We start from the raw sequence: 13,248 nt of genomic DNA, 5'->3' as shown, positions 1-13,248 counted from the left end.
AACTCTCTTTTCTTAGTTTAAACCTTCAAGTAACTTGAAGGTCAATAGAGAATTAAAAAATAAGTAACTTAATTATCGTGTTTGATCCTCATTTGTAATTATACGAGTCTTACAACTTATTGCTTTATTTTTTCATTATAGGAATTTGAATTTCTGTTACTTGCTCCTCAGGATCTTCTGTTACAGACCAATCAATCAATCCAATCTCAATCGAATCTCCATGTACTTCGTAACCTTCTTTATCAATGTATGTAAGTAACTCCTTGTACGTTGCATCTGTTTCTTCATATGGTCCATGATGATAAGAACAAGCATATAAACCTTCTTTAATTTCATCTGAAGTATGCACTTCATACGGCATATAATCCAAAAGAATAAATACACTGCTATATGCTTGAAACTCATTTTGCATTAATCCTTTTTTCGCAACAGTTACACCAATATCTCCAGAAAATAAACTATCATCCATTTGCCTCATATTTTTTTGCAACGAATGGATGTAGTACTCAAACATATCATCCGTCGTATTCGGGGCAACCGCAATTGCTGTAATTTTCCGCTGCGGGATCTCTTTAATTACCATTTGTTCAGCTTTTGCTTTTGTTGCTTCCTTAATTAAATGAATTCTATGCTCCATTTTCGCCAAAGCATACTCAATTTCTCTTTGTTTTTTCAACATCATTTCTTGTTGTTTTTCCAGTAAATTGAGTGCGTATGCTGGATTTCTTTCATCAATATATTTCTTAATTTCCTTTAACGGAATATTTAACTGGCGTAAAAATTTAATCGTATCTAATAGTGAAAATTGATCGATTGTGTAATAACGATAATTTGTTTGCGGGTCCACAGTGGACGGATGAAAAATTCCCTTCTCATCATAATAGCGTAAAGTTGATTCCGCTATATTATGCATTTTTGCCATTTCTCCAATTGTAAAGCGTTTATTTAATAACATCTTTTATTTCCTTCCATTTCTATTTATTTCATTATATGTTCATTTTGTCTTCAAAACAAAAAAGAATTCCCATACGAGAATTCTTTTTTTACTATTAAACCTCTATTATTATAGGAAGAATCATCGGCTTTCGTTTTGTATTTGTATATATATACCTCCCTAACGCTTCTCTTACCTCCCTTTTCAAAATACCCCAGCTATTCACATTCTCTTTCTTTAAATTATTAATTGTAATAACAGCTAATTTATTTAATTCTCTTAAAAATTCTTCTGAATCACGAACATAGACAAATCCACGAGAAATAATATCAGGACCTGAAATTATTTCTCCATCCACTTTATTAAAAGTAATAACTATAACGAGCATTCCATCTTCTGAAAGTTGTTTACGATCACGTAATAATGCATTTCCAACATCTCCAATTCCTAATCCATCTACATATATATTTCCTGCCTGTATTCTTCTAGATTGAATTGCCACTTCATTACTTATATCTACAACATCTCCATTACGTACGATAAAGATATTTTCCTTTTCAATACCAATTGATTCTGCTAACAAACTATGGTGATGTAGCATTCTAAACTCTCCATGAATTGGAATAAAATATTTTGGCTTCATTAATGTAAGCATTAACTTCAACTCTTCTTGATATGCATGACCGGATACATGCACTCCAGTAGAACTACCTGATCCGTAAATCACCTTTGCTCCTAATGCAAATAAATTATCGATAATTCGAGAAACGTTACGTTCATTTCCTGGGATAGGGGTCGCGGCTATAATAACCGTATCTTCTGGTAAAATATCCACTTGTCTATAGTTTCCACTAGCTAAACGCGCTAAAGCTGCCATTGGTTCTCCTTGACTTCCTGTACAAAGTAATGCAACCTGCTTTGGATCTAAACGATTTACCTCATTTGCTTCAATTAACATACCTTCTGGAATATGTAAATAACCTTTCTCTAGAGCAACCTCTACTACATTTACCATACTTCTCCCTAGCAAAGCTAGTTTTCGATTTGTTTTTATACATGCTTCAACTATTTGCTGAACACGATTCACATTAGAAGCAAACGTAGAAATAATTACTTTTCTATTTGCTTTCATAAATATTTCCTCTATCCGTTCTCCTACTGACCTTTCTGATGGAGTAAAACCTGGGCGTTCTGCATTTGTGCTTTCAGATAATAAAGCTAGTACACCTTCACTTCCTATTTTAGCCATTTTATGAATATCAGGATGTTGATTGTTTACTGGTGTTAAATCAAATTTAAAATCACCTGTATGTACTACAGTACCTTCTGGTGTATGAAAAACAATACCGAGACAATCTGGAATACTGTGGTTCGTTTTAAAAAAGGTTGCCTTAATAGAACCACAATCAATTTCTGATTCTGAATGAATAACGATTAATTCCGTATCATTTTGAAGATTGTGTTCCTTTAATTTAATTTCAATTAAACCTAACGTTAACTTTGTTGCATAGATTGGTACATTTAGTTGTTTTAAAAAATATGGTATTCCGCCAATATGGTCCTCATGCCCGTGCGTTACTACTAAACCGCGAATTTTTTCTTTATTTTCTTGCAAATATGTGACGTCTGGAATTATTAAATCAATCCCTAATAAACTTTCATCTGGAAATTTAGACCCACAATCAATGACGACAATATCATTTTCATATTGGATAGCATACATATTTTTTCCTATTTCATTTACTCCACCTAAAGCAACAATAGACAAGTTATTTTTTAATGAATTCAAATGATAAAACCTCCTTTTCACATTTATAATTCGTGAAATAGCATTTAGGCTTTATTATTTGTAATGAAAAAGGACTTCATACTATTTTATACATATAAAATTCACACGCTACTCTTACACCTATATCTCAATAAGACAGCTTCTTCCCCAAAAAGCTCCCATTTTTTCATTGATTTTTTATAAAATCTATTATATATTAATTACAGGTTCAAATTACGAGTTCAAAAGAACTTGTAATCAGACCCTTTTGTTTAATGGGTTTTACATATTTTCATTAGGCAAATTCCGAGAAATCGTATGATAAAACTAAAAATGATGAGGAGAGGATCAGATGGAATTCGAATTTTTCTTTCAAATTGCACTTATTTTATTAAGTACAAAGCTTGCTGGTGATCTTAGTGTTAGATTAGGTCAACCTTCTGTGCTAGGTAAATTAATTGTCGGTATCGTTATCGGCCCAGCTATATTAGGTTGGATTGAAAATTCAGAGCTTCTAACACAATTAAGTAATGTCGGTGTTATTCTTTTAATGTTTATGGCAGGACTTGAAACAGACTTAGATGAATTAAACGCAAATCGCAATTCTTCTTTAGCAGTTGCACTCGGGGGTATCATTCTTCCATTCGTAGGTGGTTACGTTTCCGGTCTTGTTATGGGAATGGAACAAGGAAACGCTGTATTCTTAGGGTTACTTCTGTGCGCGACAAGTGTTAGTATTTCCGTTCAAACACTTCGTGATTTAGGTAAAATGAAAACACGTGAGAGTACGACGATGCTTGGAGCCGCTGTATTTGATGATATTCTTGTTGTTATTTTATTAGCATTCGCAATGAGCTTCTTAGGCACTGATGATGTTAACTTAACAATGATTATCTTGAAGAAAGTAGTATTCTTCGCTTCTATTATTTTAATTGGATGGAAAGGTGTACCAGTGATTATGCGTTGGTTATCACCACTACGCGTATCTGAGTCTATCGTGAGCGCAGCTCTTATCATCTGTTTCTCATTCGCATATTTCGGCGAATTATTAGGAATTGCTGGTATTATCGGTGCTTTCGCTGCTGGTATTGCAATTTCTCAAACAAACTACAAACATGAAGTAGAAAAGAAAGTAGAACCAATTGCTTACGCTATGTTCGTTCCAGTATTCTTCGTTAGTATCGGTATGAATATTACATTTGACGGTATTGGCAATCAAATTTGGTTCATCCTAGCATTAACAGTAATCGCTGTATTAACAAAACTAATTGGTTGTGGTGTTGGTGCACGCATGACTGGATTTGATGCAAAGTCTTCTGCAATTATCGGTTCTGGTATGGTTTCTCGTGGTGAAGTTGCACTTATCATCGCAGGAACAGGACTCTCTTCAGGTCTATTAGCACAAGATTACTTTACAGCAATCGTTATTGTCGTTATTTTAACTACAATGATTACACCACCAATGTTAAAATATACTTTTGGTGCTAAAGATAAAGCAATGAATGAAAGCAAGTAAATAAGTTTACTATAATAAAAGGAGATTGCTATCTTATAAAATAGCAATCTCCTTTTTGTTTTACCCTTAAACAATCTCGTTCTTTTTTAACCATTTTTCAAAAATAATTCGTGCTTCTTCATCATCGATATCATTACTAAATGAATACACCTTAATGCCATAATCATCTATATATTCGCCTAGTTTCATTTCCTCCACTTTCTTATAAAAACCGTCTACCTCATAGTGCGGAAGATAAGCATCCCAAACTGGTTCATTTATTCTTTTGTACGCCGTCACTTCTAAATCATATCCATCTTCATAATATCCGATGTGATAATGTTTGTTCGGATCATATTTCTCCATTAAAAGTCCCCTCCTACTAAACAAAAGCGAGCCTTATATTACAGCTCGCTCCTCTCTCTATTTATTAAATACGTTCCATCGCCGTCTTCAACGTTCCAACAACAAAGGCAATTTCTTCACTTGAAATAATAAGCGGCGGTGCTAATGTTAAGACGTTATTATATCCTGCTGTTGTCATACCGTTGCGTCCTATAATTAAGCCCTTTTCTTTACAAGCATTTACGACACTTGCAATTTTTTCGTTATCAATTGGCTCTTTCGTCTCTTTATCATTTACTAGTTCGATTCCAACTAATAGACCTTTTCCTCTAATATTCCCAACAAGCGGATGTTCTCCAATTTCATCTTTTAGTTGCTCTAATAAAAGGGAGCCCATTTGTGCAGATCGCTCGATCAAATTTTCATTTTCCATAATCTCTAAATTTTTAAGTGCTAATGCACAAGCTGCTGGATTTCCACCAAATGTATTAATATGGCGGAAAAATTCATATTCTCCTTTACCTTTAAAAGCCTCATATATTTCTTTTTTCACAGCCGTTGCAGATAATGGTAAATATGCGCTCGTAATGCCTTTTGCCATTGTAATAATATCTGGCTTCACATCATAATTCATAAATCCAAATGCTTTTCCTGTACGCCCGAAACCGCAAATCACTTCGTCACTAATAAGCAAGGCACCGTGTTTTTGACACGTCTCATGAACAGCTTTCATATAGTCTTGTGGTGGCATTAATATGCCACCGCCTGTGATAATTGGTTCCATAATAAAGGCGGCAATTGTTTCACTTAATTCCCACGTCATAACACGATCGACTTCTTTCACACATTCTACATCATAAATATGCTGCCCTTCAATCTCAGGCATACGGTAACAATCCGGTGGTGTTACATGTAAAAATCCTGAAGCAAACGGCTCATATTGATATCTACGCTGCGCTTGTCCCGTTGCTGCCATTGTCGCCATTGTATTCCCGTGATACCCGCGATAACGTGACATAAATTTATAACGATGTGGTTCACCTTTTTGAGCATAGTATTGCCTCACTATTTTAAAAGCTGTTTCGTTCGCTTCTGAACCACTATTTGAGAAGAAAATAACATACTCTCCCCCAAGCCACTCATTTAACTTTTCAGCAAGCTTTATAGCTGATTCATGAGATTGTGACATCGGAAAGTATGATAATGTTTGTAATTGCTTATAAGCCGCTTCTGCGAGCTCCTTTCTTCCATATCCACTATTCACACACCAAAGACCACTCATACCATCTAAATATCTTTTTCCTTGTATATCTTCAACCCAGCACCCTTCAGCTTTTGCCCCTACCATTGTACTATTTGGACTAAAGGGACGCATTCCGTGCCAAACATATTGCTCATCTTTTGCTAATAATTCATCAGTTTGCTTCGTTTTCATCATTACTTCCACCTTCCATAACAACTTATTTTTCAAAAAAGCTGCGCTGGTGCCATGATGACTTAAATTTCTCCCTGCTATTTTCATTCCACAAAATTAAGACAAATCCTACTTACAAATCAGTAATATTTACAAGAAAATGACAAAAGAAAAAAGAGCTTTTCTTATCTATCGAAAAGCTCCTCTTTTATTTAATGTGAAGACGCATCACTAATACCGTGACCAGTATTAGATTTCACAAGAATTTCATCAAATTTCGCTGCATCTTCTTTCTTACTAGATAAAACAGTTCCTAAATATGCTGCAAGAAATCCGAGCGGAATTGAAATAATTCCTGGTGTCGTATATGGGAATATCGCTTCCCCAACAAAAATAGCTTTTCCAGCTACAGGGTTCCAAACATTCGGACTCAACGCTACGAGAACAATTGCTGATACGAGCCCTACAATCATACCGGAAATAGCACCCGTTGTATTAAAACGCTTCCAATATATTGTAAATAAAATCACTGGTAGATTTGCACTCGCTGCAACTGCAAATGCTAAAGACACTAAAAATGCTACGTTTAATGTTTGGGCAAATAATGCAAGTATAATAGATAGTATCGCTACTCCAATAGATGCATAACGAGCCATGGATACTTGCTCTTTTTCCGTTGATTTCCCTTTGCGAATGATCTCATTATAAAAATCATGTGCAAATGCTGATGCTGCTGTTAATACAAGACCTGCCACTACAGCCAAAATCGTCGCAAAAGCAATTGCTGATACGAAAGCAAATAAGAAATCTCCACCTAACGCTTTTGCTAATAAAGGTGCCGCCATATTACCAGCTGGGTTCGCTTTAATAATCGCTTCATTTCCTACAAAAGCCGCCGCACCAAATCCTAAGAAAATCGTCATAATATAAAATGCACCAATTAACCACGTCGCATATACGACAGATTGACGTGCAGTTTTTGCATCACGTACTGTAAAAAAGCGGACAAGTATATGTGGTAATCCAGCTGTACCAAGTACTAGTCCTAAATTTAAAGAAAGTGTATCAAGACCATCCTTATACTTTACACCTGGATTTAAAAATGAATCTTTTAATGGTGTAGCTGTTTTCATTTGAGCGAACATTTCAGTCACGCTGAAGTTGAATTTTGCGAAAACGATAACAGAAATAATAAACGTACCAGCCATAAGTAATACAGCCTTTACAATTTGTACCCAGCTCGTTGCTGTCATACCACCAAAAATAACATACACCGTCATAAGTGTTCCAACGATTAATACAGATGTCGTATATTCAATTCCTAATAATAATTTAATAAGTGCACCCGCGCCAACTAATTGTGCAATCATATAAAAGATAGAAATCGTCATCGTATTAAGAGCTGCGACTCCGCGAACTTTTTTCGCATCAAAGCGTGCTGCAATCATATCCGCCAAAGTGTACTTTCCTAAATTTCTAAGCGGTTCTGCAACAAGATATAGTACAACTAAATAAGCAACTAAAAAACCGATACTATAAAAGAATCCATCAAACCCAGTTAATGCGATTGCTCCGGCTATACCAAGAAATGAAGCAGCAGACATATAATCTCCAGCAATGGCCAGACCATTTTGCCAACCAGTTAATCCCCCTCCAGCCGTATAAAATTCACTCGCATTTTTCGTTTTTTTCGATGCAAAATAGGTTATGACAAGCGTACCAAGAACAATAATTAAAAATAGTGCAAACGCAGTAGTATTCAAGTTCAGCCCCTCCCTTTTTGCATATCTTGCAGAATTTTTCGGGAGATTTCATCAAATGATTCTGCTTTTTTGCTATAAATCATACATAGTGCCCATGTCATGATAAATTGGGAAAAAGCAAATACCCACGCCCATGTAACGTCACCAAATGCAGGTGTATTGAGCACCTTTGAATACGATGTTAAAATAGGTAATGCGATAAAAAAACTAAAAAAGAAAATACTCATTGGAATGATAAACTTCTTTTTCGTATTTAATAACAATTGAAATTCTTCCGACTGAACGACCTCTGTATAATTCACCTCATTTTGCAACTTACGTGCTGACGTATCATCTCGTTTCATTAACCGATCCCCTCTCTTACTTGAAATGCAATTCCCCCTTGCATACCTAAAGACTAAATTTTATAAATATTCAGAAACTTATACTTATTGTAGACAATCCGTGCATTCATGCAAAGATTTTTTGATAGACATTTTTCGGCAATTTCCCCTAAATTTTTAATATACTTTTTCAACATAAAGTGACACCTTACTTATTTTTTCCTCATTAAGACAAAAGCAGTGCTTAACGCACTACTTTTGTCTTTTTTTCCTTTTCTAAATTACGAGCTGTTTCGCTTAACTCAACCTCTTTTCCGTCTTTAAGTGTTCCAAATATAAAATCGAATACTGGATTTGAAACACCGAACCAAAACTTTTCGTTTTTATAATGGTGTAATATATGTTGTTTTTTTAGCCATCTTCCAAACTTAGTGACGGGACGAATCGGTCTATGGGCAATATAATGTTTCCATTCGTAAACGAGCAGCATAATAATCATTCCGATTCCAAATGAAAGTGTAATAGTAAGACTTTTTGTAATACCATATGCTATAAGTAAATATATAGTAAAACTAGGTATACTAAACCATACAGGTAAAAACAAAAGTTTTAAATCATCTGGATATACGTGGTGATCATAATGTAATCTTCTTAACATTTTTAATAGAAATGTGTTTTTAGGTGGCTTTATATGGAATAAAAAACGATGTGTCATATATTCATTCAGTGTATAGAAAACAATTCCAAACATACATGCTAACATACCAAACCACGTTAAAAATTGCATTTTTAAAATAATAATGAAAATAAATAGAATGCTATACATAATGACGATATCATATTGTAAAAAGAACTCTTTCCCCACTTTCTTCATCTTGTTTCCCCCTTTTCCAAAAAAACAGCCGCAACATATCGTTACGACTATTTCTTTTCTATTCTTATTCTATTCACTTTACAAATTTGCCTGCTGTTCTATTGTCGAGAAAAAATTGTTTGGTCCAAATATATTTTGCTTTGGAATAATATGTTCCACTGCAAACACTGTTACTTCTCCTCTTTGCACTTCTCCAATAATGAGACCAAATATTTGATGATTTACTGCAAACGTCGGTTGCTTTGTTTGTAGCAATCTTGCAGCATTATGAAATACTGCTTCATATAGTGGATTTCTATCAGTAATTTCTTTTCGGATTTTTGGCGCTAACGTAATTATAATTTCTTTTCCGTCAATATTGGTTCGATACATAAAAATCTCCCCTTCAATCTTATGTGAACAACTGTAAAGCTTTGTATGCAAAATGTATAGAGTAACCTACTAAAATAATACCTGCTCCGGCTGTTATGTAGCCAAGCGCTTTTGGTTTTAATAAAGTTCTTCCAAAATGTACAGAAAAAGCAATATTTAAATTCCATAAAATAATACCTGCAATAATGCAAAGACTGTACAAAAAAGCTTCTTGTTTCGTTACCTTCGTAAGTAATGAGCTAAGTGTACTTCCGTATATACCAAACCAAAAAACAAGATTTAATGGATTGGATATCGCAATTAAAAATCCTGCCATAAACGATTGCTTAAGACCACCTACCTCTTCTTTTTTATATTCCATGTTTGAGTGGGAAATTCCTTGTTTTACACTTTGAAATCCTAAATAAAATAACAAGAAAAAACCCGTGCAATACATGAAGGCTTGTACATATGTATACATAAACACAGAAGATAAACCGAAATAAATGAGAAGCATAAATAAAACATCTGCAGTCATTCCACCAATTCCAACAACCCAAGCATGCCAAAACCCACGTTCAATTCCTCGTTTTAACATTTCAATATTAATCGGCCCTACTGGCGCAGCTAATGAAATACCTAATACGATTTGCTGAATAATTGCTCCAATCATCGCTCTATCCTTTCTACTCTCTTTACTACTAGTTAATGATGTAATTTGAAAAAATAGACTAGCTTTCATAATAAAATACCCTTTTTTATCCAAAATATACAAAAGAGCCATCTAGGTGATGGCTCTTACTTTTCTATCCTATGAAGAAAAGGACATTTCCCTTTTATTGGTTCTACATCGTCTCCTATAAAATATTGTTTCCATTCACGATGCTCTGGGTCACCATAATGACTAATGTTAGGATGTTTCGGCAATTGATCCCACTTTTCAACTCGCTCACGGACCATTTGTCTTGAATATGCTCCTTTAGGACGATCCCCCTCTAATCCATCAAAAATAGTGCGTGGCTGAAACCCAATAACGAGAGAATTCCCTAAATGTCTAGTTTTTCGCTGTTTATAAGCTGGCGCGTTTCCAAATGCGAATATTGGCTCACCACAAAATGAAAATTCCCATAAATAATGGTCTGGATCTTCAGGAATTTGCTTTGGCCATGCTTGATTATCGTTTTCATGTAAATACTGTAACACTTTCCAAAAGGAATCACGGTAATATTCGAGTGATCGTTCTTCACATTCCGGTTCTACAAAAAGGAAAAAGCCCCTTCTTACAATCGGCCTCTCTTTCATTAACTCTAAAAAAGATAACATTGTATGCGGCAAATGACTCCAATCATTATGAGAAAGAAATGAATAACGAAGTTCATTCTTTTTCAAAGCTGTTAAACCGAAATAACATGGAAAAGTTGGTTCTAACACGACACTTGAAAAAATCTCAAATTCTTTTGCAACCCAATCCGGTATGTCGGTTCTCGTTCTCATTCCTTCATTATCTAATAAGTACGACCTATTCATTCTTTCACCTCGTTATGTATAGCATTCAATTAAGAATATTACATACTCGGCCTGTCCTATACCTATTTAAAAATTTGATTGGAAAATTATTTAAAAATATAAAAAATAAAACCGCTTACTTGACTAAATTCTCCCAATTCGTGTATATTTAAATTAATCATTTAGCAGAATATTCAAGAATATAGCATTTTTAGTTTATATTATTTCTTTAAATGAATTTCACTAAATGAAAATAGTAAACGCTTTTAGGAGGAATTGTAACATGCAAGGAAAAGTAAAATGGTTTAACAACGAAAAAGGTTTTGGATTTATCGAAATGGAAGGCGCTGACGATGTATTCGTACATTTCTCTGCTATTCAAGGAGACGGCTACAAAGCTTTAGAAGAAGGTCAAGAAGTATCTTTCGACATTACTGAAGGTAACCGTGGACCTCAAGCTGCTAACGTAGTAAAACTTTAATCCAACATATAACAGGAGGTTACCTTACTTGGTAACCTTCTTTGTTATTCCTTTGTATATTTCCGTTTTACAGAGCAAAAACTATGTAAAATGCGCACTATACAAAGGAGGAATTATTAATGGGATCAGAAGTAAATGATTTTGAAGAAGTAAAATTCCGTGTAGAAACAGCACAAAAGATGGTAGGTTCTGCAACAATTTCAATGGATCCAGACACATTAGAGCATGCCACTACTGCAGTAGAAGCAGCTCGCTCACAGCTTGAAATTATGAAATCTGTTGCAGTAGATTTAGATGAACCATTTTTAATGAACGAGGAAAAGAAACTAAGCAAATGCGAGCAGCAATTAAACGAAGCAAAGCACTAAAAAACATCCAGAGAATTTTCTCTGGATGTTTTTTTATGACAACTGTTCTCCATACTTTTTCAATGTTTCTCCAACTGTACATTGTCTTATACAAAATGAATGTGCATAATATTTACTATTTGTCTTTCGATTATGTTCTCGCAAGAAACATCCTTCACAATATGTTTCTAATAAGTCATTTACCTCTGTAATGAGTTGCTTTTTATCCACCTTTGCACCTCTCTATTCGGTTATTTCTTTATGACTATCAATGACTGTCCCTTCTAATGCTTGCGTTGCTAATTGATGTGCTTCTTTATTTTGTTTTCTAGATATCGGATCACATACAAGTTTTAATTTCATTTGCTTCGCCTTTTGTTCAATTTGATCTAAATAATGGTTTAAATGCTCATCATAACAAGGCCATTCTCCCGCCAATTGCTGCAATACAACTTGAGAATCTCCGCGAAGTGTAACTGCTTCATATTTAATCCCTAATTCCTCGAGTATATTCATACCGTATAATAGTGATGCATATTCCGCTTCATTATTATCATCTATACCTTCTATATATGCATTGCGGCGAATGCGGTAGTTTGTATTTCCTTTTTTATAGTACACACATATACCAACGCCAGCTTCTTTCGTTTGCACATCATACCCCCCATCAAAATAAACGAGTATTTCTTGGGGCTCTTCCTCTACTTGTTTACTCAGTTTTTTCATTTCCTTTAATGACCATTCTGCATCCATTTCATCGTAAAATAAAAGTTCCTTAGCTCTTCCTGTTTTCTCAAAATCCTCTGCAAATTGAAGTATTTCTTCTATGTTCATATAATCTGTTGTTAATTCCGTCTGCAATCCTCGCTTCGTTTTATACAACCAATGAATTTTATATTTCATACTAGATTCCCCTTATATAAGACTTCTTATATGTAGCCAGCTAATGAAAGCCTCACTTTATTTTATTATATTTTATCTAGAGTCACAGCATTATATTCAATATGATTACATACAAAAAGAGCTATCCCTATAGGAATAGCTCTTTCATCTATTACATAAATCTTTCAAATTGTACTCGCTTATTAATCCAGTACATTACAGGCATACCAATGGCCATTACAACAAATTCACCGACTGCACATGTTAACCAAGACAACATAAATGGTAAACCCAATGCAAGATGAAGTTCAATTGCAATCATAAACATTGTAATCGTAAAGATAACCGTATTAAAAATCATACGAGCCCAAACACCTTTAATAAATCGCATAGAAATAATCGTTGCAACTAATGCAAGAATAGATTGCCCTACTCCAAATACTAAATCATAAGCGATCATAGGTGAGAAAAAGAGATTCGTTAAAAATACACCTAATACAATTCCGTAAATTGCTTTCTTGTTAAATACAATGAGATGATTAAACATCTCTGAAATACGAAATTGTACATTCGTAAAGCCAAATGGCTGAATAAGCATAGAAACAGCAATATATAATGCCGCTAAAATACCATTGCCGACTAAAGTTCTAATATTCATGACAAAATCTCCTTAGTTTTTTTACGTGGGATGGTTTCGAACCACGTTATTCTTTTTTTAGCAACAAGATTATATTTTACGTGGTAGCCCCTCTTTCGTCAATAGAT

Annotated in this window: 16 protein-coding genes and 1 riboswitch; of the genes, 3 read left to right on the top strand and 13 right to left on the bottom strand. The window is 34.4% G+C overall.

Going from position 1 to position 13,248, the window contains the following annotated elements; all coding sequences use genetic code 11:
* Nucleotides 1–124: 124 nt before the first annotated feature.
* Nucleotides 125–955, bottom strand: a complete 831-nt coding sequence (locus DOS87_RS08290; RefSeq protein WP_000925950.1) for a MerR family transcriptional regulator — start codon at nt 953–955, stop codon at nt 125–127.
* 94 nt (nt 956–1,049) lie between these two features.
* The gene (locus DOS87_RS08285) at nt 1,050–2,723 is read right to left on the bottom strand and encodes a ribonuclease J (protein WP_001086702.1); all 1,674 of its coding nucleotides are present in this window, start codon (nt 2,721–2,723) and stop codon (nt 1,050–1,052) included.
* A 331-nt stretch (nt 2,724–3,054) separates the two neighbouring features.
* Here DOS87_RS08285 and DOS87_RS08280 point away from each other — a divergent pair, with 331 nt between their 5' ends.
* Nucleotides 3,055–4,218 carry a cation:proton antiporter gene (locus tag DOS87_RS08280; RefSeq protein WP_000393875.1) on the top strand — a complete coding sequence of 388 codons (1,164 nt, stop codon included), beginning with the start codon at nt 3,055–3,057 and terminating at the stop codon, nt 4,216–4,218.
* Between the two features lie 66 nt (nt 4,219–4,284).
* Here the strand turns inward: DOS87_RS08280 and DOS87_RS08275 are convergent, their stop codons facing one another.
* The 8 genes from DOS87_RS08275 to DOS87_RS08240 all read right to left on the bottom strand — a co-directional run bounded on the left by DOS87_RS08275 (nt 4,285) and on the right by DOS87_RS08240 (nt 10,794).
* Nucleotides 4,285–4,563 (bottom strand): DUF3986 family protein, encoded by a 279-nt coding sequence (locus DOS87_RS08275; protein ID WP_000417071.1) that lies wholly within the window; start codon nt 4,561–4,563, stop codon nt 4,285–4,287.
* Nucleotides 4,564–4,627: 64 nt separating this feature from the next.
* Nucleotides 4,628–5,977 (bottom strand): aspartate aminotransferase family protein, encoded by a 1,350-nt coding sequence (locus DOS87_RS08270; RefSeq protein WP_151618777.1) that lies wholly within the window; start codon nt 5,975–5,977, stop codon nt 4,628–4,630.
* A gap of 191 nt (nt 5,978–6,168) precedes the next feature.
* On the bottom strand, nt 6,169–7,719 hold the full coding sequence (locus DOS87_RS08265) for a solute symporter family protein (protein ID WP_001098235.1): 1,551 nt from the start codon (nt 7,717–7,719) through the stop codon (nt 6,169–6,171).
* 2 nt (nt 7,720–7,721) lie between these two features.
* A complete protein-coding gene (locus DOS87_RS08260; RefSeq protein WP_000817366.1) occupies nt 7,722–8,063 on the bottom strand; it encodes a DUF485 domain-containing protein in 342 nt (113 codons plus the stop codon).
* A gap of 223 nt (nt 8,064–8,286) precedes the next feature.
* Complete coding sequence (locus DOS87_RS08255; protein WP_000755405.1) at nt 8,287–8,916, bottom strand: sterol desaturase family protein; 630 nt, start codon at nt 8,914–8,916, stop codon at nt 8,287–8,289.
* A 78-nt stretch (nt 8,917–8,994) separates the two neighbouring features.
* Nucleotides 8,995–9,288: a cytoplasmic protein gene (locus tag DOS87_RS08250; protein ID WP_151618775.1), complete on the bottom strand. Its 294-nt coding sequence runs from the start codon at nt 9,286–9,288 to the stop codon at nt 8,995–8,997.
* 19 nt (nt 9,289–9,307) lie between these two features.
* On the bottom strand, nt 9,308–10,051 hold the full coding sequence (locus DOS87_RS08245) for a LysE family transporter (protein ID WP_001196842.1): 744 nt from the start codon (nt 10,049–10,051) through the stop codon (nt 9,308–9,310).
* A gap of 14 nt (nt 10,052–10,065) precedes the next feature.
* Complete coding sequence (locus DOS87_RS08240) at nt 10,066–10,794, bottom strand: YqcI/YcgG family protein (RefSeq protein ID WP_001082150.1); 729 nt, start codon at nt 10,792–10,794, stop codon at nt 10,066–10,068.
* 262 nt (nt 10,795–11,056) lie between these two features.
* On the opposite strand from DOS87_RS08240, the gene cspB reads away from it, so the two are divergent.
* Complete coding sequence (cspB, locus tag DOS87_RS08235) at nt 11,057–11,254, top strand: cold shock-like protein CspB (protein WP_001161731.1); 198 nt, start codon at nt 11,057–11,059, stop codon at nt 11,252–11,254.
* A gap of 119 nt (nt 11,255–11,373) precedes the next feature.
* Nucleotides 11,374–11,622 (top strand): DUF2564 family protein, encoded by a 249-nt coding sequence (locus DOS87_RS08230; protein WP_000534400.1) that lies wholly within the window; start codon nt 11,374–11,376, stop codon nt 11,620–11,622.
* Between the two features lie 33 nt (nt 11,623–11,655).
* Here DOS87_RS08230 and DOS87_RS08225 read toward each other — a convergent pair whose 3' ends face one another.
* From DOS87_RS08225 to DOS87_RS08215, 3 genes are all read right to left on the bottom strand, one after another.
* Complete coding sequence (locus tag DOS87_RS08225) at nt 11,656–11,832, bottom strand: zinc-finger domain-containing protein (RefSeq protein ID WP_000358801.1); 177 nt, start codon at nt 11,830–11,832, stop codon at nt 11,656–11,658.
* Nucleotides 11,833–11,844: 12 nt separating this feature from the next.
* Nucleotides 11,845–12,504: a ribonuclease H family protein gene (locus tag DOS87_RS08220; RefSeq protein WP_000875533.1), complete on the bottom strand. Its 660-nt coding sequence runs from the start codon at nt 12,502–12,504 to the stop codon at nt 11,845–11,847.
* A 151-nt stretch (nt 12,505–12,655) separates the two neighbouring features.
* Nucleotides 12,656–13,141: a QueT transporter family protein gene (locus DOS87_RS08215; RefSeq protein ID WP_001026464.1), complete on the bottom strand. Its 486-nt coding sequence runs from the start codon at nt 13,139–13,141 to the stop codon at nt 12,656–12,658.
* A gap of 6 nt (nt 13,142–13,147) precedes the next feature.
* Nucleotides 13,148–13,192: riboswitch (PreQ1 riboswitch) on the bottom strand.
* Nucleotides 13,193–13,248: the final 56 nt, after the last annotated feature.

The sequence above is a fragment of the Bacillus sp. CR71 genome (genome assembly GCF_003429245.1).
Lineage (GTDB): Bacteria > Bacillota > Bacilli > Bacillales > Bacillaceae_G > Bacillus_A > Bacillus_A thuringiensis_S.
This window is presented reverse-complemented; position numbering and strand designations above follow the sequence as displayed.